The 21212-nt window shown below is 39.9% G+C and carries 20 protein-coding genes; 2 read left to right on the forward strand and 18 right to left on the reverse strand.

Annotation, left to right across the window (positions count from 1 at the left end; translation table 11 throughout):
• Nucleotides 1-102: 102 nt before the first annotated feature.
• The 18 genes from H7U02_RS05990 to gdhA form a co-directional block, all read right to left on the reverse strand.
• Nucleotides 103-1191: a hypothetical protein gene (locus H7U02_RS05990; RefSeq protein ID WP_002885565.1), complete on the reverse strand. Its 1089-nt coding sequence runs from the start codon at nucleotides 1189-1191 to the stop codon at nucleotides 103-105.
• 152 nt (nucleotides 1192-1343) lie between these two features.
• Nucleotides 1344-2042, reverse strand: coding sequence for a hypothetical protein (locus H7U02_RS05995; protein WP_080611226.1), 699 nt, complete (start codon nucleotides 2040-2042; stop codon nucleotides 1344-1346).
• Nucleotides 2043-2168: 126 nt separating this feature from the next.
• On the reverse strand, nucleotides 2169-3230 hold the full coding sequence (locus H7U02_RS06000) for a PhoH family protein (RefSeq protein WP_080610282.1): 1062 nt from the start codon (nucleotides 3228-3230) through the stop codon (nucleotides 2169-2171).
• 79 nt (nucleotides 3231-3309) lie between these two features.
• Entirely contained in the window at nucleotides 3310-4575 is a 1266-nt protein-coding gene (locus H7U02_RS06005; RefSeq protein ID WP_110981064.1) for a LysM peptidoglycan-binding domain-containing protein, read from the reverse strand.
• A 238-nt stretch (nucleotides 4576-4813) separates the two neighbouring features.
• Nucleotides 4814-5029 (reverse strand): YozE family protein, encoded by a 216-nt coding sequence (locus tag H7U02_RS06010; protein WP_002885591.1) that lies wholly within the window; start codon nucleotides 5027-5029, stop codon nucleotides 4814-4816.
• Between the two features lie 8 nt (nucleotides 5030-5037).
• Nucleotides 5038-5895 carry an RNA-binding virulence regulatory protein CvfB gene (gene cvfB / locus H7U02_RS06015; RefSeq protein WP_080610280.1) on the reverse strand — a complete coding sequence of 286 codons (858 nt, stop codon included), beginning with the start codon at nucleotides 5893-5895 and terminating at the stop codon, nucleotides 5038-5040.
• 90 nt (nucleotides 5896-5985) lie between these two features.
• Nucleotides 5986-6543, reverse strand: a complete 558-nt coding sequence (gene frr / locus H7U02_RS06020) for a ribosome recycling factor (RefSeq protein ID WP_002885567.1) — start codon at nucleotides 6541-6543, stop codon at nucleotides 5986-5988.
• A gap of 14 nt (nucleotides 6544-6557) precedes the next feature.
• Entirely contained in the window at nucleotides 6558-7295 is a 738-nt protein-coding gene (pyrH, locus tag H7U02_RS06025; RefSeq protein WP_002885551.1) for a UMP kinase, read from the reverse strand.
• A 236-nt stretch (nucleotides 7296-7531) separates the two neighbouring features.
• Nucleotides 7532-8755: a sensor histidine kinase gene (locus H7U02_RS06030; RefSeq protein ID WP_110981065.1), complete on the reverse strand. Its 1224-nt coding sequence runs from the start codon at nucleotides 8753-8755 to the stop codon at nucleotides 7532-7534.
• A gap of 13 nt (nucleotides 8756-8768) precedes the next feature.
• On the reverse strand, nucleotides 8769-9446 hold the full coding sequence (locus H7U02_RS06035; protein ID WP_110981066.1) for a response regulator transcription factor: 678 nt from the start codon (nucleotides 9444-9446) through the stop codon (nucleotides 8769-8771).
• Nucleotide 9447: 1 nt separating this feature from the next.
• Nucleotides 9448-10071: a GTP pyrophosphokinase family protein gene (locus tag H7U02_RS06040; RefSeq protein ID WP_110981067.1), complete on the reverse strand. Its 624-nt coding sequence runs from the start codon at nucleotides 10069-10071 to the stop codon at nucleotides 9448-9450.
• A 148-nt stretch (nucleotides 10072-10219) separates the two neighbouring features.
• On the reverse strand, nucleotides 10220-10843 hold the full coding sequence (locus H7U02_RS06045) for a GNAT family N-acetyltransferase (RefSeq protein WP_110981068.1): 624 nt from the start codon (nucleotides 10841-10843) through the stop codon (nucleotides 10220-10222).
• Between the two features lie 107 nt (nucleotides 10844-10950).
• Nucleotides 10951-12729 carry an ABC transporter ATP-binding protein gene (locus tag H7U02_RS06050; protein ID WP_110981069.1) on the reverse strand — a complete coding sequence of 593 codons (1779 nt, stop codon included), beginning with the start codon at nucleotides 12727-12729 and terminating at the stop codon, nucleotides 10951-10953.
• Entirely contained in the window at nucleotides 12719-14533 is a 1815-nt protein-coding gene (locus tag H7U02_RS06055; RefSeq protein WP_183135721.1) for an ABC transporter ATP-binding protein, read from the reverse strand. The genes H7U02_RS06050 and H7U02_RS06055 overlap by 11 nt, the downstream gene beginning before the upstream one ends.
• Nucleotides 14534-14536: 3 nt before the next feature.
• A complete protein-coding gene (locus H7U02_RS06060) occupies nucleotides 14537-14980 on the reverse strand; it encodes a MarR family winged helix-turn-helix transcriptional regulator (RefSeq protein ID WP_064523740.1) in 444 nt (147 codons plus the stop codon).
• 188 nt (nucleotides 14981-15168) lie between these two features.
• A complete protein-coding gene (locus H7U02_RS06065; RefSeq protein ID WP_002886693.1) occupies nucleotides 15169-15579 on the reverse strand; it encodes a peptide deformylase in 411 nt (136 codons plus the stop codon).
• A gap of 156 nt (nucleotides 15580-15735) precedes the next feature.
• Nucleotides 15736-17277 (reverse strand): YfhO family protein, encoded by a 1542-nt coding sequence (locus tag H7U02_RS06070; protein ID WP_227853284.1) that lies wholly within the window; start codon nucleotides 17275-17277, stop codon nucleotides 15736-15738.
• Between the two features lie 286 nt (nucleotides 17278-17563).
• Nucleotides 17564-18916: an NADP-specific glutamate dehydrogenase gene (gene gdhA / locus H7U02_RS06075; RefSeq protein WP_037597452.1), complete on the reverse strand. Its 1353-nt coding sequence runs from the start codon at nucleotides 18914-18916 to the stop codon at nucleotides 17564-17566.
• Nucleotides 18917-19272: 356 nt separating this feature from the next.
• On the opposite strand from gdhA, the gene H7U02_RS06080 reads away from it, so the two are divergent.
• Both H7U02_RS06080 and H7U02_RS06085 read left to right on the forward strand, forming a co-directional pair.
• A complete protein-coding gene (locus H7U02_RS06080) occupies nucleotides 19273-20379 on the forward strand; it encodes an AAA family ATPase (protein WP_201042947.1) in 1107 nt (368 codons plus the stop codon).
• Nucleotides 20380-20437: 58 nt separating this feature from the next.
• Nucleotides 20438-21199, forward strand: coding sequence for an NUDIX domain-containing protein (locus tag H7U02_RS06085; RefSeq protein WP_201042948.1), 762 nt, complete (start codon nucleotides 20438-20440; stop codon nucleotides 21197-21199).
• The last annotated feature ends 13 nt before the right edge of the window (nucleotides 21200-21212 follow it).

Below are 21212 nucleotides of genomic sequence, written 5' to 3' on the forward strand. Positions count from 1 at the left end.
CTCCAAGGCTATTTGATTATTTCCATATAAAGAAAAGCGATACCAGAATGGAGTTTTGGCTCTCCTTCTCGTACCACTTTACTCATTTACATCATTGGGTGATTAGATTTTATCACTAGATTTTTTACTACTTTTACTATCGTCAGAGCCTGATTTAGAACCACTACCATAGTCATCGCTATTACCATAGCCATAGTCATTACCATAACCATAGCCATAATTGTAGCCATAACCATAATCATAGTAATCCTTGAAGTCATCATATTGATCACTATAAGTCTTCAAATCTTTCTTATAATCTTTGATGGCATCCTTATAGTCATCCCAGCGCTCCTCAGCGTCTCCCTTACTCATACGTTTATAAGTAATACGTGACTGAAGCTTCCCTTTTTTATCATAAGTAGTCAGAGTGTATTCATCGCCATGCTTGACATAGGTACGTTTTTCCTTCAAGGTATCTTTATATTCTCTTGTTGTTTTTTTAACGACTTTGTCAGCTTCCTCTTTGGTATAAAACGAATAGTCTTTTCTCATCTTTTTCATGAAGTCTTTTGTGACATCTTCGACTTGATCCGCATCTAAAACTTGACTCTCTGTTCTATTCCACGGATCAAATACCTGAGGAACATCTGTCTCATAGTCCATCAAACTAACATATGATTTATTGTCACTCTCTACTAAATTGTAGGTTCTAGATTGATTATTCTTTACAACTACAAAAGACTGCAAGTCCAAACCTTCGTCCTTGTATTCATCTATGCCATCAACCATTTTATCTTTGTCTTCATCATAACGAGAGAAAGAAACTACTTCATAGGTTCCATCTACAATTTTTCCTGACTGATAACGCCATAATGAATAGCCACCAACAGAAAGTAAAATCACTGCCACAGCACCCAAGACTGACGCCAAAATAATCTTAGTTTTCTTAGACATACCTTTTTTAGCAGGTACGACTTGTTGGAAGGTTGCTGTTGTTTGTGCAAACTGAGGCTGCTGTGTCATCGTTATCACAGGTTCAGCTGGCTTAATCGGTCTTTGCTCCGTCGCCTGTCCATTTGAGCCAAAGACGTTAGGGTTAGGTCGTTCAAGGATAAACTCGCCTGCTGCTTGAGCTTGAGCTAACTCTGCGGGAGTTGGTTTGCGACCGTTGACTAATTCAAAGTACTCAATCCACTCTTGCTGGTTCATAATAATCTCCTTTTTTATTGGTCTACCGTTCTATTGTACCAAAATAAATGGTGAAATAGTATTTGACAATTATCATAAAGACTGTAAGGTTTTTTAATAAAACATTAGGCTATGATTCTTGATAGTAAAGAGGCGCTTGCACGATAAGTGGATCAGCGCCAGATGAGATAATCCCCATCATGCCTTGAATAATTATAATACTTCAAGGCATACTCATAATCCCTATCATAACCACTTTTGACCCCTTTGGCTTCCTCTGAGCTCAATCGTTTAAAAGTTCTACGCGACTCAATATGTCCATCATTAGTATAAACAGTCAGAACGAGACCATTAGGGCGCTTTTCATAAGTTCTTTTTTGCTTCAACATTTTTTTATAATCATCTACACACCTTTGGACAGATACTTCCTTTACGTTTGAGTACTCCTCTCCCTTTTTAGAAATCTTATCAATATGAGAAATCACTAGAGCTTTATATTCAGAAACTGTTAAATCCTGTTTCAAAGTCCCTGTACGTGGGTCAAAAGTCTGTGGGAGCTTTTCATCGTGCTCAAATGGTGAGACAAAAGATTCCCCATCTCCCACAAAAACATAATAAAATTGAGATTTCATATTCTCAACAACTATAAAATCCTCATATAAGCTATCATTATTCTCTCCCCGCTCAGTCCTATTTATCAATTCATTGGAATATGCCGATTTATCCTCGTATTTTATCATCTGATAGGTACCATCTGGAATATAGTTCTCTTGATACTTCCAAAATCTTCCCTCTCCTATGGCTATCAAGACTGTCGCAACAAGTCCAAGCAATACAATGATAGCAATCTTCCATTTTTTTGCCTTAATCATACCTCTCCCCTTCATATTAGCCTACTCTTTAATACTATTTTACCAAAAATAGAGAGGAAATCTGTGACTTGACTACCAAAGAAAAAGAGGTTGAGAACTCATACTCTCAAACCTCTTTTCAGCTATTTACTTTTTAAGATCCTCAGCACCAATGACTGGGTATTCGGTCAATCCTGATACTACTTCTTTAGCCTGGTCTGATTCTTCTGATTTTTTCTCAAGATCAAACTTAGGTGCATCTTTTTCATAAGCATTAATGATATCAGCTACTACTGGGTGACGTACGACATCACTAGCAGAGAAGTGAACAAAATCAATAGCCTTGATTCCCTTTAATTTCTCCATGGCATCAATCAGGCCTGATTTAACACGACGTGGCAAGTCAATCTGACTCATGTCCCCATTGACAATCATCTTAGAATTAAAACCAAGACGAGTCAAGAACATTTTCATTTGCATGATGGTTGTATTTTGTGCTTCATCAAGGATAACAAAGGCATCCTCTAGGGTACGACCACGCATATAAGCGAGGGGGGCAATCTCAATAATTTCACGTTCCATAAGTCGGGTCGTCTGCTCCTTGCCGAGAATTTGATAAAGGGCATCATAAACAGGCCGAAGGTAAGGATCCACCTTTTCCTTGAGATCACCAGGCAAGAAACCAAGGCTCTCACCCGCCTCAACTGCTGGACGTGTCAAAACTATACGTTTAACTTGACCACGTTTAAGAGCTGTAACCGCAAGGGTAACCGCCAAAAAAGTCTTCCCTGTACCAGCTGGACCAATCCCAAAGACCACATCATGGTTTTTAATGCTATCAACATAAACCTTTTGCCCCAAGGTCTTCACTCGGATTGGTTTGCCACTATGGTCTTTAATAATTTCTTCTTCGTAAAGGGCAACAAATTTGTCAATCGAACCATCTTGAGCCATGGTTAAGGCTGCAACAACATCTGAGGTGTTGACTAACATTCCACGCTCCACCAAAACAAGGAGGGCTTGAATGGTCAAACGAGCCAATTCAACACTTTCCTCGTCATCTCCAAGGATCTGCACACGCTCTGTTCGAGCATGAATGATAACATTTAGGTTTTCTTCAATAAGTTTTAGATGGCGCTCATTGGTCCCAAAAAGTGACAAGACATCATCTGGGTGATTTAGGGTAATTTCAACAGAATACTCTTGCAAATAGAGTTCCTCTTTCTTTCGTCTTTTTCTCCATTATATCAAAAAAATCACGCCAGGCGTGACTTTTTATTATTCTGACTTATTCATTAAATGACACGTGAACATGGTCATAGTGGTTTTCAGTAACGCTACCACGGTCTGGCATTTGGTTCCATGTGTTAGCTGGTCCGTAGATATTATCTACTGGTGCGTAGAATTGTTGTCTGTAGATGACATATGAAATACCTGCATTTGAGATATTGTCTACAGCATATTGAGCGACTTGATTACCAACTTCTGAACCAACTGGTACCATAACGTCAACGGCAAGTCCTTTACCATGGTCTTGTGGGTCACCTTCACGGTAACCACCGATGTCAGTAAGACCGAATTGTGCTGCTACATCTTGACGGAAAGCTTCAGCTTGTGGTTGAAGGTGTGGATCCGTTGGAAGTGTATTTGTTGATGCGGGTTGTGCTGCTGGTGCCTCTGAAGCCGCTGGTGCCTCTGATGCCACTTCTGATGTTGCTGCTGGTTCTACCGCTGGCTGTTCTGCTGGTGCTTCTGAAGCAGCTGGTGCCTCTGAAGCAGCTTCTGATGTTGCTGCTGGTTGCTCTGCTGGTGCTTCTGAAGTCGCTGGTGCTTCTGAAGACGCTTCTGATGTTGCTGCTGGTTCTGCCGCTGGAGCTTCTTCTTTTACTTCAGGTTGTGCTGGTGTTTCAGCAGCTGGAGTAGTTTCTGCTTCAGGTGTAGCCTCTGCTGACGCAGTGACATGATCAATAGCATCAGCAACTGGTTGTTCAGTTTCTGCGTATGCTGGTGCTTCTGATGCTGAAGCGATAGCTTCTGTTACTTCTGAAACAGCTTGAGTTGATTCTTCTGTAGCAGGTGCTTGAGTAGCTGTTGTGCTTACTGTTTCAACTGGAGCTGTCAAGTCCGCTGCAACTACAGATTGACCATTGACAGTCACTTCGTTAGTTGTCAAATTAGCTTCTGCAACTACAGGTGTAGTTGATGTTTCTGAAGCTGGAGCTTCAACTTTAACAGAGACAGCTTGATTATCAGCATTGTAAGTTGCTGTCAAGACTGTTCCAGGGTAAATCAAATCAATGTTTGTGATTTGATTGATGTTAGCCAAAACATTCACATCGATACCCATTGCTTCAGCGATACTTCCCAAAGTATCACCGTATTGAACTGTATAAGTTTGTTGGTTGTCACTTACAGCGATGTCTGCTTTGATTTGATCTACTGAACGAGCTGCCCAGTTTGAAGTTTCATCGGCATGTACGTGACTTGCAGCAAAAAGTGAAAGTGCTGCGGTCGAGTAAAGAAGTGCCTTTGTTGTTTTAGATTTTGATAACATGTATAATTCATTCCTTTTTTAACAATTTTAACATCTACAATGATACCACACTTTTTGTCAAAAAAGGGGTGATTTACTGCACTTTAAAGCAATTACTAACTAGTTGTAACAAGCCTAATTTATTGAAAAACAGCTGAGATATTTGTAAAAAATTGTAACAATTCATCTAGCTCAAATGGTAACTGCTTTTAAAAGAAAATGCTAAGAGTCTTTTTGCTTATCCTAGACTTAGTCGCTATTAATGAGCAAGATAGTCTTCCCAAATCTGATCAAACTGACCAAGATTAAATGAGAAACTAGCTTGATCTTCCAGGTAGCGACTGACTTCTTCGAAGTCATCTGTATGTTTAGGAAAGGTTGAATCTTCAAAAGCCAAGTCAGCCAAGATTGCTACTGGTTCATTTGATTTGGGATTACGCTGGGCCATGAGCCAAGTATAAAAGGATTTTCTCATACCTTCTCCTAACCGATTAATTCAGTTCCAAACTGATCTTGTTTGATTTTTTTTGCCTTCATCAGACCACCTAAAGCTTTCTTAAATTGTCCCTTAGAAATGCCGAAGGTTGCCTTGATATCCGCTGGTGATGACTTGTCATTAAGTGTCATAAAGCCACCATTGCTCTCTAAATAGGTCAAAATCATCTGTGAATCATTTCCGAGCATTTCAAAAGAACGTGGTTTAAGAGAAAGATTGAGGGTACGGTCAACTTCTCTGAACCCAATCACACGCGCTTCAAGGACCTGACCTAAGCGTGGCTCCGCATAACGTTCTGATGGATGGATGAAACCAAGCATGTTATTCTCTGGTAGATAAACAAAGGTTCCTGAGAGTTTGAGACGGTAGGCAATGGCTGGCCATTTTTGGTTTTGCATATTATCGTAAGCAGGACCAGCCATACGTTGGAAGACCTCAGGTTCGGCAGGAAGTCCCCAAATACGATCCTTTTTATCAACATCGAGTTTGATATAGAGTTTGTCACCTTTCTTAGGCCAAAGCTCTTTGAGTTCAGGTAAAACATCTAAAGAGACTACGATTTCCTTATCTGGAATTCCTACGTCTACAAAAACACCCAAATCCTTGCGGACTTCAGTAACTTCTCCCCAATCATAGGAATCACGAGTGGCTTTGATTTCTTTTTGCGTTAGACGTGATTTTTGCTTGCTGTCTGTGTAGGCGAAACCTGTCACCATGTCACCAATAGCGTGCTCCCCTTCTTCTTTAGACAAGGCAAAAGTTACACCGTCCTTTTGAACAAAGTAAAATTTGTCATTTTCATCAGCTACTAGTGCAGTAATGATTGTTCCAAGTAATGTATTCATCTTTTTTCCTCTAAAAAGAGAGTCGGACAAGGAAGCTAACATAGTCCATGCTCTTTTGCTTCTGTCCCACTCTCCTTATTTTTCTATTGATTAAACAGTAAGGAGTTCTTTTTCCTTTTCTGCTGTCATGCTGTCAATCTTCTTAACAGCATCATCAGTTGCTTTTTGGATATCCTTTTCCAAAGCTTTCAATTGATCTTCTGTGATTTCTTTGTCTTTTTCTTGCTTCTTAGCTTCATCCATAGCATCACGGCGGATGTTACGGATAGCAATTTTAGCATTTTCGCCGACTTTTTTCACTTCTTTAGCCAACTCTTTACGTGTTTCTTCTGTAAGTGCTGGGATAACCAAGCGTACAACAGAACCGTCGTTAGCTGGGTTAATACCAAGGTCAGATTCGTTGATAGCACGTTCGATATCAGCAATTGAGCCTTTATCAAATGGTGAAATCAAAAGGACACGTGCTTCAGGAACGGTGATTGAAGCCAATTGGTTAAGTGGTGTTGGAGCACCATAGTATTCTACAGTGATGCGGTCAAGAAGTGATGCATTGGCACGACCTGCACGGATAGATCCAAATTCACGGGCCAATGACTCATGTGAGTGGGCGAAACGTTCTTTTGCTTTTTCAATAATTGCGTTTGTCATAAATTCTCTCTTTCTTATTTGTGTGATTCTGCTTTGTTAGATACAGTTGTTCCAATTTGTTCACCAAAGATAACACGTTTGATGTTTCCTGGTTCGTTCATATTGAAGACAACAAGGTCAATGTCATTATCCATTGAAAGGGTAGAAGCTGTGGCATCCATGATTTTCAAACCACGTTTAATAACTTCCACGTGTGTCAACTCGTCAAACTTAACGGCATCAGCGTTTTTACGAGGGTCGTCATTGTAGACACCATCAACACCGTTTTTAGCCATAAGAATAGCATCAGCTTCAATCTCAGCTGCACGAAGAGCCGCTGTTGTATCTGTTGAGAAGTACGGTGAACCAATACCTGCTGCAAAGATAACAATACGACCTTTTTCAAGGTGACGAAGGGCACGACCACGAATATAAGGCTCTGCCACAGATTTCATATCAATCGCTGTCTGAACACGTGTATCAACACCGAGTTGTTTCAAACTATCTGCCATAACAAGGGCATTCATAGTTGTTCCAAGCATACCAGTATAGTCTGCTTGAACACGATCCATTCCTGCTTCAGCTGCAGGTTCCCCACGCCAAAGGTTACCACCACCGATAACTAGAGCAATTTGAATACCTGAATCCGCTACCTCAGCAATTTCTTTAGCCATAGCTTGGACAGTTGGAAGATCAATCCCAACACCTCGTTCACCAGCTAGAGCTTCACCTGAAAGCTTAATGAGGACACGTTTGTATTTTGGTTCTGCCATGATTTCTCCCTATTAACTATTTTGTTTTATGATTTAATTCTTAGCTGAGATTCATCTTTCCTAAGTCGTCAATTACCATCCTTTTAAGGTGGTTAAGGGGCTTATTCAAGCAACTCCTTTTTATGATTAGGATAGGAAAATGTTCTCTTTTTTTGCAAAGAAAACACTAAATCTTCATCCTTACTATTTTATCATAAATTAGGGTTTTCACCTAGTCAAATATTTAAAAAATATCCTTACAAGATAACTGTAAAGGTGATGGTGTCATTTTTATAAGAGGCAAAGATACGCCCCTTAAATAATTTGACCATACTTTGAGCCATGGAAAGGCCAATGCCAAAACCTTTGTGTTCTTTGTTATTATGGGATTCTTCAATACGATAAAAACGCTCAAAAAACTTGCTATAGTCAACAGCCTTACCTTCTTTATAGGTGTTTGACACTTCTAAACGAGCCCGTTTTCGCGTTCTTCCAATCTGACGAAGTCTTACCGTAACTGTCCCTTCTGGATCACAATACTTGTTAGCATTATCCACAAGGAGAGTTACAAGTTCAAAGAGAGACTTCTCCTCAGCCTTTACATGGATATCTGGGGCGATATCCATAACGAAGGATTTGCCATCTCGGACGACAGGTCCCTTAAAGTCCTCGGCTGCATCCTCTGTAATATAGGAAAAATCCACATCTTGAAGAACAATGTCCGGCTGCTCTTCCAGACGAGATAGAGCCACAAGAGAATTGATTAGATTGGTCAAACGTGCCACCTGGTCATTAGTTGACTTGGTCCATTCATTCTCCCCTGTCATGAGTTCCTGTAACTCCGTATTAGCAGAAATAATAGCTAATGGGGTTTTCAATTCATGACCAGCATTGGTGATAAAACGTCGTTGCTTTTCGTAGTTTCGAATGAAGGGACGAATGACGATTCCTGATAAGGCACTGACAATGACGACAAAAAAGATAAACCCAAACAGTGATAAGAGGATAGAAAGACTGAGCAGGGCTTGGGAAGAATTGTAATAAGAGGTCGTGTCCAGGAAGACCACCAGAATCTTATCTTTGCTGACTTTGCTAACCTGATAACTGAGATTAATATTTTTATCTCTAATTGTTCCAAGAGTATTCGTCATACGGCTAGCTGCAAGTGCATAGCTAACAGCTTCTTCATCATCTATTAAAGAAGTATGGCTGGTATCCTGACTGACCACTTTATCACCAGATAAGGTCACACTGAAAAAACGAAAACTATCCGATGGAATTTCATGCCCTTGATTGGTCTCAATTTTTTTAGTTTTTCCGAAACTACCATTATTTTCTGTAAGCGTGTTGAGAACCTTACTAATTTCCTGTTCTGTTTGAAAGGACCTCACAGTATTGATGATTCCCACTGTAAAAACCAAGATAAAGAGAATAGCCAAGGAAGCAATCGTAATAAATTGAAGTCGTAAACGTCTAAACATGAACTACTCCTCTCTAATTGGCAAAAAGGCAAAAGTCACCACCCTTTTCACCAAGAATGCTGATATCAGCCTGGATGGCTTGCAATTTCTGACGCAAATAGGAAATATAGACCCAGACAATCGATTCGTCCACATCTTCCTCATCATCCCAGATGGTCTTAAAAAGGTGCTCAGTCGTTAATTTCTTGGCAGGATTGAGCATGAAGTGAGCCATTAACTTGGTCTCTCTGCTCGAAAGTCTAATGGCGTTACCAGCTACCAACTCCTGTTCCTCCTGATCCAAACGTACAGAACCAAGTGTCAAAATTTTGGCAGTGAAGCTCTCACTCACACGACGCTCTAATGAGCGCAGACGTGCCAAAAGCTCCTTAAGGGAAATAGGCTTGGTCAAGTAATCGTCTGCCCCAGCATCAAGCCCGGTCACGCGATCATCAATTTCAGCCATAGCTGTCAACATAATGACATGCGTCCTGTTCCCAGAGGAGCGAATCTCTTCCAGGGCCTCAATACCTGTTTTGATAGGCATCATAATATCCATAATCATTACTTGATAGGCATTCTGTGCAGCTAAATCAACAGCCTCTTGCCCATTAAATGCTTGATCTACCTCATAACCTTGATGCTCTAGGGCTGCCTTATAAACTCGAGAAAGAGCCTCTTCATCCTCAGCTAGTAGAATTTTCAAAGCCATTCTAGTCCCCTCCTTCTTGAATTAAGTTACGGATGGTCTGCATGGTCAAATCACATGAAGCTAATTCATCCGCACAACGCTTAAGCTCACGGGTAATCATTTCTGGATTCTTGATGTCATGCTTGTACTTCATCTGATGCTCCAAACTGGCCCACGAATCCTGAGCGATGGTCCGAAGCTGAACCTCAACAAAATAGGTCCCTCTCTCATTTCCTAGCACATCTGGAAACTCGGTTTCGATTTCCAAAATGAGGTGGTAAGAACGATAGCCATTGGGCTTAGCATTTAAAATGTAATCTTTCTCGTTATAAATAGAAACGCCAGGGATATCCTTGATAACATCAATAGTTTTGTAAATATCATCGACAAAACCACAAATAATTCGAATCCCAATACTGTCACGAATTTCCTTGAGAGCAGATTGGCTGGTTTCAGGCAAATTTTTCCTACGACACTTTTCACGCATAGAATCGCTTTCTTTGATTCGTGAAATAAAATGTTCATAGAGTTTAAAGCCTGTTTCTTTTTTGCTAGTTATATTAGCCGCAATAATCGGGTCTGTTATTTCTTGTAAAATCTTGGGGAGATACTGAGCATATTCCCCATAAATACTTGGAGTTGACATATAAACCTCCTCTAATAGCGTTTCCTAATTATAGCATAGTTAGGCTTAAAAATAAGGAATGAGCCAGACAAGAAGGACTCTAAAGCTAAGAAAAAAATCCAGCCGAAGCCAGATTTATTTTGCTTATCTAAGTTTAATTAACGCAAGGCTATGCATCAAGTGATTTAACAAAAGGCCAGTTGCCTAGTTTGTGTGTTTCATAGGTCAAGACCTTATAACCACATTGCTTGTAGCCATTTTTCTCGTAGAAAGGTACATTGTAATCACGATTGGTAATCAAACCAAGACTGCGACCGCCTGTACTACGTACAAAAGGTTCAACCCCTTCAAGCAAGAAACGACTCCCTATCCCTTTTCTTTGATAATCTGGAGTCACCGCCAACATCATCAAGTACCAGTCGTATTCTGCAGAATCTTCCAGATGTCTTTCGGACTCTTCAACAAAGTTAAAATACTTGAACAACTTGGTGATGCTTATAAAACGGAAAAGCTTGGTCGCCCCATTTTGAAGATAATTAAGCATAGAAATCGTCTGATGCTGTAAAATAGCTGCCGCAACAATGCGACCGTCCTTTTCAGCCACCAAACATGAGTCCCGTTTAATCGCCAAACGCACCAATATTTCCTGCAAGGCTAAGACAAATTCCTTATACTGTTCAGGCTTCTTTAAATTACTGGCAATCATTGAAAGATAGGGGTAATCTTCAAAGGCATCGGCACATACTTGTGCAACTTCCTGAACTTCGTCTAGTCTTGCTTTGCGATATTGCATCATAATCTCCTAATCTGTCTGTTTTTTTCAGTATAACACAAAACGCATGACTGACAGTCATACGTTCTATGGATTTTTGTAAAATCTTATAATTTTATAAGAAAAGTTTAGGCAACTTCTTCTGTAAATTGACTATTATAAAGATCAGCATAGAAACCATCTGCTGCCATGAGCTCATCATGATTGCCCTGTTCAATAATGTTACCATCTTTCATCACAAGGATAAGGTCAGCATTTCGAATGGTTGATAAGCGGTGGGCAATAACAAAGGAAGTTCGCCCTTCCATAAGCTTGTCCATGGCTTTTTGAATCAATTCTTCTGTTCGGGTATCAACCGATGATGTCGCTTCATCCAAGATAAGAAGAGGGGCATCCTTAAGAAGCGCACGTGCAATGGTCAAGAGCTGCTTCTGTCCAACTGATAAGGTCACAGAATCATCCAAATAAGTATCATAACCCTTTGGAAGTGTGGTAATGAAGTGGTGAACACCGACGGCCTTGGCTGCAGCAATAACTTGCTCGTCAGAAATATTCTCTTGGTTGTAAATCAAATTATCACGAATAGTACCTTCAAAGAGCCAAGTGTCCTGAAGCACCATAGAAAATTGGTCATGAACGGTTTCACGCTTCATGTCGTTAGTATCCACACCGTCAATGGTGATACGACCTTGGTCGATGTTATAGAACTTCATAAGCAGGTTAACAATAGTCGTCTTACCAGCACCCGTTGGACCAACGATCGCAATCTTTTGACCTGGTTTAGCAAGAGCTGAAAAGTCATGAATAATAGTCTTTTCAGGAGTATAACCAAAGGAAACATGGTCAAAGACTACTTGACCTTTAGTATCTGTCAACTCAGCTGTCTTAGCTGACTCGTCGTCCATATCTTTTTCTTCCAAAAATTCAAAGATACGACCAATGGCTGCAGTAGCTGATTGGAGTTGTGTAATTCCTTGGGCAATTTGAGAAAGAGGTTGTGAGAAGATACGAACATAGGTCATGAAGGCTACCACATCACCAATAGTCAAGCTACCATCAATAACTTTGATAGCACCTACAAGACAGACCATGACATAACCAAAGTTCCCAATGAAAATCATAAGTGGCATCATAATACCTGAGATAAACTGTGATTGCCACATCGATTTATAGAGTTTATCATTAAGCCCCTTAAAAGCTTGACTACTTTCTTCAGATGCATTGTAACTCGTTACAACTGCTTGACCTGTGTAGATTTCTTCAATATATCCATTAATGTTAGCCAAATTTTCTTGTTGACGTTTGAAAAGGGGTTGTGAGAAACCCATGATGAAGGCTACTAGAACAAATCCTATCAAGACAGAACCAATCGCAGTGAAAGCCATAGTGACATTTGAGTAAAACATCATAATAATGGCTGCGACCAAGAGAACACTTGAAGTAATTAGGGTACCCAGACCTTGACTAAGAGATTGTCCCAAAAGGTCAACGTCATTAGTCACACGAGAGAGGGTGTCCCCTTGAGAATGACTGTCAAAATAATTAAGGGGAACACTATTGATTTTCTTTTGGATAGCTGTACGAAAACGTTGTGAAAAGCGTTGTGTAACCGTCGCAACCGTAAAGCTTTGTAAGTAACCCACAATCGCTGAAATAGCATAGAGAATAGCCAAGGTCATAGCAATACTTGTCACCTTATCCAAATCAATACCTGGAATCGTCCCCATTTTGGTAGGTGTAATACCTTCAGTAATAGTATTGGTAATTTCTTTAAGCTTATCTGGTCCAATAACTGTAATGACTGCTGAAATAATTGCTCCAACAATCGCAAGGACAAAGGGAATTGGGAAACCTTTAATATAGGGTTTTAAGCGTTTATAGGACGATGTTTTTGGCTTATTTTCCATTTTCTAACTCCTCCTTAGACAATTGTGAATAAGCAATTTCTTGGTAAACCTCATTGTTAGCCAAGAGTTCCTTGTGGGTTCCTTGCCCGACTACTTTACCTTGATCAAGTACCAAGATTTGATCAGCATCCATAATAGTAGAGATACGTTGAGCAACAATCAACTTGGTCATATCTTGTGTTTTTTCAGACAATTCTTGACGCAGTTTACGATCGGTCTTATAGTCCAAAGCTGAGAAGGAATCGTCAAAAATCAAGATTTCAGGCTTACGGGCAAGTGCACGCGCAATAGCCAAACGTTGCTTCTGGCCACCTGAGAAGTTAGACCCCACTTGAGCCACTTCTGCCTTAAGTTGGCCTTCTTTATTTTCAACAAAGTCTTTTCCTTGAGCCAATTCGAGAGCTTCCCAAATCTTAGCGTCATCTAGGGGACTATTATTGCTCGTTCCCATTGTCATATTTGACGTGATATTACCTGAGAAAAGCACAGCCTTTTGTGGAATATAACCGACTATATTGTGCAAGGTTTCGTGGTCATAATGTCGTACATCCACACCGTCAACCTTGATAGTTCCTTGCGTGGCATCATAAAATCGTGGGATAAGGTTGACAAGCGTTGATTTACCAGATCCAGTCGAACCAATAAAGGCAACCGTGTCACCCTTTTTAGCTTTGAAGCTAACATGCTCCAAAACAGGCTCTGAAGTTTCAGAATAACGGAAGGAAACATCATCGAATTCGACAGTGCCCACGTCTTTAGGTTTTTCAGAACTATTTTCAGGGTAAGAGACTGAAGATTGGGTATCTAGAACTTCATTGATACGGCCAGCTGCTACAACGGCACGTGGAAGAAGGAAGAAAACGACAATCATCATCATGAATCCCATAACAACCTGCATGGCATAAGACGAATAGACAACCATATCTGAGAAGAGATGGACCTTGTCTTCCATGGCACCAGCAATTTTCGTTGGATCTGTTGGAATCTTAACATCTTCAATCAGATGCGCACCAATCCAATAAATAGCCAGTGTCAAACCGCTGGATACAGCAGTCATTACCGGTGTTAGCAAAGCAAAAGAACGACCGATAAATAGGTTGTTTTGGGTCAAATCAGTATTTGCCTTTTCAAATTTATCCTCTTGATAACTTTCGGCATTGTAGGCACGCACCACACGAATTCCTGTAAGAGATTCACGCGTTACGCTATTCAGTTTATCGGTCAGAGTTTGAATCAAGCGTTGCTTAGGCATAACCATAATTAAGAGGAAAAGCATGAGAATAGCAATCACTGCCACAGCGACAAGCAAGGCAAGGAGCCAATTTCCATTTTTATCGGCAATATTTGTAATCGCCCAAATGGCCATGATAGGCCCCTGTGTAATGACCTGTAGTCCCATGGTCAGTACCATCTGTAATTGGGTAATATCATTTGTCGTGCGGGTCAAAAGACTAGGAATGGAGAATTTCTTAATCTCGGCATCCGAAAAATCTAGAACTTGATGGAAGATATCATCACGAAGACGGGTTGTAAAACTTGCTGCTGTTCTGGCAGCTAGGAAACCAACCACTACTGAGGCCATAAACCCCGCAAAAGACATTAAAAGCATTCGCATCCCTGGGGCATCTGTATTCCAGGCAAAAATATCCGACGCCTTAGTCCCCTTGGTTGATAAGAGGGTCGTAATGTCAGACATATAGTCTGGAATTTTCAAGTTTAGATAGACGTTCAAACAAACAAATATCACAGCTAAGATAATCATGCTTAACTCTTTTGCTGTCAAACGTTTAAAAATTTTAAACATAAGTTACTCCTTATTTTTTTCTAAATTCTTATGAATTTGGTGAAAGACCCGAAAAGCTGTTTCAGCATCCTCTTTCGAAATGCCTTCTAATAACTGTTCATGGATAGCCTCTCGGAAATGTCCAACATCTTGGGCCTTCTTTTTACCCAAGTCTGTCAGATGAACATACTTGTAGCGTTTGTCCTTGTCCGATGTCACCAATTCAACAAAACCATTTTTCTCCATACGTTTGACCAGATTACTAGCCACAGACTTGGAAATAGATAGTCTTTTCTCGATATCTTTGATAAATATTTCTTTATCTTGGTTCTCAAACAAGTACCTGACAGCAAATCCTTGTGGGCCGGCTAAATGTTCAACACCGTGGACCTTCCCTAACTCTTGCACGCGAGATTCCATAGCATTGATGATTTCTCTGAAGTCACTAAAAGGATCTTTTCCATGCATCACAAGTTCCTCCTTAAATAATTCTCATGGAAACTATTTTAGTTCTTATGAGAACTATTGTCAAGAAGAAAAGTTCTTATGAGAACTAAAAAAGAGTGAAAAAGAATATTGCTTTCCACTCTCACTCCCGTAACTGTGATTATTAAGGCTTTGGACTCTAAAACCTAACAACGCTTGAGCTAGGCTATCTAAATAATAATACCCTCCAAATGGTCCAATTCATGTTGAATAATTTGGGCTGGCATGCCAGAAAAACTTAACTGTTTAGGCATCCATTGTTCATCTAAATAAGCTACCTCAATCGACTCATAACGTCTGGTTGGACGACTTCCTTCTAAAGATAAACAAGACTCCTCTGTTTGAAAAGGTGAGGATTTGCTGACTAAAACAGGATTAAACATGACTAGATTAACAAAACCGATATTTACGATAATGACACGCTTTTTAACGCCAATCATATTGGCAGCCATACCCACACAGGCATCCTTATGAAACTCCAATGTATCACGCAAATCTTTAGCCAAATAGAGGTCTTCTTTAGTCGCTTCTGTCGATTTTTGTCCAAGGAAAAAGACATCCTTTACGATAGTTTTTATCATCTATTTACTCCCTTCTCTTATCTAAACTATGAAATGATATATCCTTCTTTTATCGGAACCAAAGGTCTTCATTCCAAATAAATCACCTTGACCTATTATATCAAAAGGCCCACCCTCTAGTAAAACAGACAAAAAAAGAAACCCGCAGGCTCCTTTTTAGTCATCTTTCTTCACTCTATACAAATAACCAATAAAAACCAAAAGACTAATAGTTGAAACACTCATTGCCACTTTAGCAACTGTAGTATAGCTATAGGTCAAAACAACACCATGTTTACCTGGTGGTAAGACTAGATTAGTTGGATTCTTTTCCTTAGCTAAGTAAGTGGTTACTCGCTTCCCATCAATCCTTGCTTCTTGTCCTTTGTAGTAGAAAACTGGCAACGACAAGACCTTAGATTCTTTAGACTCGTTGGTCACCGTAAGTGCTAGCTCGTTGGGAGAACGGCTGATGAATGGCTTGATTTCCTGATTATCCAAGAAGAGGTGTTTGTCAAAGACAAAGCCAAAAGGCACTTCTTTATTGGTATAATCCCCATTTATATTTTTATAAGTTCCCTTGGCCAGCATTTCTCTCATGACTTTTGTATGACTTGGCAATATATTCTTTGCTTTAGTCATCTTATCTTGAACAGTAACAATCTGAAACATATTTAGACAAAGACCTAACAAGACAAGTATTGTCGATGCCTTTATAGAAATATTTTCTAAGATATTCGCCAAAGCTAAACTGAAGAAAAGCAGAGCAAAACTCCATAATCTCCAAGGAAATTGAAGGTTGGACACTGGACTTGCCTGTAAGAACTGCCAAGGAAAACTTTTCAAGGTTAAAAAAGCTAAAATAAGAGAAATAAAAAGGTAAATTCTAGCTTCCCCAACCTTAACAAACCGCTTAGTAAAAATCAGGCTTAGCACTAGGCCCAGGAGGTAGAGAAGATTAACTGATGGAGTCCTTAAATCACTTTTTAGAATCAACTCCCAGTTGTCTGCCAGATTCAAAGCAGTCTTTGATAGGAGCGGTTTAAAAGTCGTTCGTAGAGTGACATACTTGAATTGCTCTATCATAGGAACAAAGAAAGCTAGAGACATACTAAGAGTGACAAGGGTGGCCTTAAGAAAACCTAGGACACGTTCTTTTTTATTATCCCAAATCCAAAAACTAGTTACCACCGCAAAGAAAATCCCAACAGAAGCCAAAAGGACCGATAAGACATGGGAATAAACTAAACCAAGCATCCCAAGAGTCAAGATCCACCATTTCTTGTAATCTCCAAAAGTTATCAAACGAACGCCAACGAAAACTAGAGGTAGAAAAATCATCGCTAGCGTTTCGCCAACGGCTGCCCGGTAATAAGAATTGTGCAAGAAATACCCCGAAAAGAGATAAAAGGTAGAAAATATCATCACCTGTTTATCAGAATATTTCAATAAACGTAATCCGTAAAAACTAAGCAAACAAGTTACAAAGCGAACAAGAAACTGAAAACTCATCCAGGCTACAAAGACCGACTGAGTCAGCTTATAGATTATGAAAATAGGATAATAAGTTAACCAGGGATAGAAGGTATTGATTAATTGTCCGGTCCCTCCATTAGTCGTAAAATTGATAGGACTCTTCCAGACAGTATCCAAAGATAACAGTCGGTTAATGTGAAAGACAATATCATCACCATAAAGCTTGTCCCTAAAAAAGAACATAGGCAGTATTGACACCATACTGATTAAGAAACTTATTAGAATGATTGTCTGATTAGTATACTTCTTCTTTTTTACCCCACAGGGACCCTTTCCAACACTCAAAATTATTCCTCTCGTATTCTAATTCATAAAAATCTGCTCTAGAAAGAGATTTCTTACAAGGTCATTATACCAAAAAAAGCACGGAACTCCTCTTCCTCCTAAGTCTGTCTAAACAAAAAAAGAAACCCGCAGGCTTCTTTTCTTATTTTATCGAGAGGCTTATTAATTAGGTCAAGGCTGTTAATTAAACAATACCTTGAGCTGACATAGCGTCTGCAACTTTAAGGAATCCAGCGATGTTGGCTCCCACAACAAGGTTACCTTCATGACCAAATTCTTTAGCAGCTGCTGCAGCATTTTCGTAGATACCTTTCATGATATCGTAAAGTTTAGCATCAACTTCTTCGAATGTCCATTGTGTACGTCCGCTGTTTTGTGCCATTTCAAGAGCTGATACAGCAACACCACCGGCGTTAGCAGCCTTGGCAGGACCAAATGATACACCAGCTTTAAGGAAGACATCAATAGCTCCCAAAGTTGAAGGCATGTTAGCACCTTCTGAAACAGCCAATACACCATTTGCTACAAGTGTCTCTGCATCTGTTTCATCCAATTCATTTTGAGTTGCACATGGGAATGCCAAGTCAGCTTTGATAGACCAAACTGTCTTTTCACCACCAGCAGGTGTGAAGGTTGCATTTGGACGAGCTTCTGCATATTTAACGATACGTTCACGTTTAACTTCTTTGATTTCTTTCAACAAGTCAACGTCGATTCCATCTGGATCATAAACAAAACCAGATGAGTCAGAACATGTTACAGCTTTAGCACCTAGGCTTTGCAATTTTTCAATAGCGTAGATGGCAACGTTACCAGCACCTGAAACAACTGCTGTTTTACCGTTAAAGTTTTCACCACGTGCATTAAGCATTTGTTCTGCAAAGTAAACAGCACCGTAACCAGTTGCTTCTGTACGAGCAAGTGATCCACCCCAGTTCAAACCTTTACCAGTAAGAACACCTGTGTATTCATTACGAAGACGTTTGTATTGGCCATAGAGGTAACCAATTTCACGTCCACCAACACCGATATCACCTGCAGGTACGTCTGTATCTGCACCAATGTGTTTGCTCAATTCAGTCATGAAGCTTTGGCAGAAACGCATGATTTCGTTATCTGATTTACCTTTAGGATCGAAGTTTGATCCACCTTTACCACCACCGATTGGTTGACCAGTCAATGAGTTTTTAAAGATTTGTTCGAAACCAAGGAATTTAATGATTGATTGGTTTACTGATGGGTGGAAACGAAGACCACCTTTGTAAGGACCAATTGCTGATGAGAATTGTACACGGAAACCACGGTTTACTTGTACTTGTCCTTTATCGTCAACCCATGGCACACGGAATGAAACGATACGTTCTGGTTCAACCAAACGTTCCAAAAGGTTTTCTTCAATATATTTAGGATATTTATCGAAGACAGGAACAAGTGAATCGAAAACTTCTTCAACTGCTTGAAGGAACTCAGCCTCATGGCCATTTTGAGCTTTCACTTTTTCAAAAACGCTAGCAACGTACTCTTTACCTGTTGTCATATCAATGTTTCCTTTCAAATAATTACCTTAGTAATTTAATTACATGAATAGTATAAATTTTCAGAATCTTCTTGTCAAGTATTTTCTGCTATTTTTTTGATTTTTATGTTAGGTTTTATGACATAGCAAGTGATCTATCTTTTTTAAGTTACTCCTAAAAAGTTATCAATTCAACAATGTAAGCGGATTCTATTTTTCTAGTTTTTCTCCAAAATTTTTTAAACTTTTTTTCAACTTTAAGGCTAAAATAACCTAAAAACAATTTAGTAAGTTTACTATTTTACATTTACAAAGATCTCCAACTATGTTATTATGAATTTAGTAATCTTACTAAATCTTGAAAAGGATCGTTTTTTATGAAAAGAAAGCAAGTATCAGGAAAGCACATCGGCATTGTTTTTGGAACTTTCGCTCCAATGCATGTTGGGCACGTTGACCTTATTACCAAGGCAAAACGCGCTAATGACAATGTGCTCGTCATCGTAAGTGGCAGCAACACACAAGAAGATCGGGGGACACGCGCAGGCCTATCACTCAACCGCCGTTTCCGTTATGTTCGAGAAGTTTTCTATGATGATGAATTAGTCGTTGTGGATAAACTGGATGAGGCTGGGATGCCAGCCTATCCCGAGGGATGGGTACCTTGGGTTAATCGTGTCAAAGAGCTTATCTCTAAAAATACGGATAATCCTGAAAAGATTACCTTCTATGTTGGAGAGCCAGAGTACGTGACCGAGCTCAATCGCTATTATCCTCAAGCTCAGGTAGAACTCATCGAACGCTCTATTATCAACATCTCTGCTACCGAGATTCGCGACAATCCAATGGAAAATTGGCGTTTTATCACCAAGCCTTTCCGTCGTCACTTTACTCATAAGGTTCTTGTCGTGGGCTCTGCTAGCGGTGGAAAAACTACTCTTGTTAAAGATTTGGCCCGAACTTACAACGCTCCCTGCTCTCTTGAATATGCTAGGGAGTATCAAGAAAAGTATAATGTACGAGATGACGAGTTAGATACTAACGATTATATTCACCTCCTGACAGATCAATATGCCCAGACCTCTGATATCATTGATAAAGGGCAGCACTCAGGACTTATCTTTGCCGATACCAACTCAACAGTCACAAAAGTTTATATCGACTACTATTTGAAAGAAAATATTTCTAAAGAAGAATTTGATATGTTGGATCGGCTCTATCAGGTAACTCAAGCTCGTGAAAGATGGGATTTGATTTTTATAATTCTGCCAAAATCAAACTATGTGGATGATGGCTTCCGTGACATGACTATGGCTGATAGCCAAACACGTGACTGGTTTACCAAGCATCTCTTAGACCTCCTATCACCATTCAAGGATAAAATCGTTATTTTAGGGGAAAATAGTAATAGTGACAGCTTCTTTGCAGACAACTACCACAATGCCAAAAAAGCAATCAAAGAACGTCTATACATAGAGATTTAAAAGACCAATCCAACGTAATCATCACTTAAAACTTACAATACAAACATGGAGGAAACATATGACTAGAACCTTCGAAAACTCTGGTAGCGAAAAGGAATTTTTGGACATCTATCAGCGAGAGGAAATGGATAAGTACGTTAAGCCCTCAGTGACCGTTGACTCGGTCATCTTCCGCTATTATGAAGGAAGAGTCCAAACCTTACTTATCAAGCGAAAAAACCATCCCTTCATGGGGAAATACGCCTTCAGTGGTGGCTTCGTTCAGGAGCAAGAAGATCTCAATCTAGCTGTCTGTCGCGAAGTACAGGAGGAAACATCCATTACACTCAACCCTGATCATATTGAGCAACTCATTACTGTGGGAACACCTTATCGGGATCCTCGAATGTGGACCATTACAGTGGCTTACCTCTGCTTCATGACCTTCAATGACATTCAAGCGGAAAAGGCTGCCGACGATGCTGCGTCTACGCATTGGTTAGACATTGCCATGGTAGACGGTCAACTGCAACTTGTTGATGGTGATAAGACGCTGTCACATGATGACCTTGCCTTTGACCATTGGGAAATTCTCTTAACAGCTATGGAACGTATCAAGGGGCGACTCGAATACTATCCAACTATCCTTTCCATTATGCCCGAGGAAAACACCTTGACCACCTACCGCCAACTTTTTGGTACCTTCAATGAAGACTACCTCAAGATGGATTCCACAAATTTCTTGCGTCGCTTTAAACACCTCTTCCAAAAAACAGGTCGTCAGGTAGCTACTAGAACCAGAAAGGCTGCCACCTACACATATCATATCAAGCCACTCTAAAGTAAGGTCTTTG

The organism is Streptococcus sp. 3.1, assembly GCF_016648915.1.
Lineage (GTDB): Bacteria > Bacillota > Bacilli > Lactobacillales > Streptococcaceae > Streptococcus > Streptococcus salivarius_E.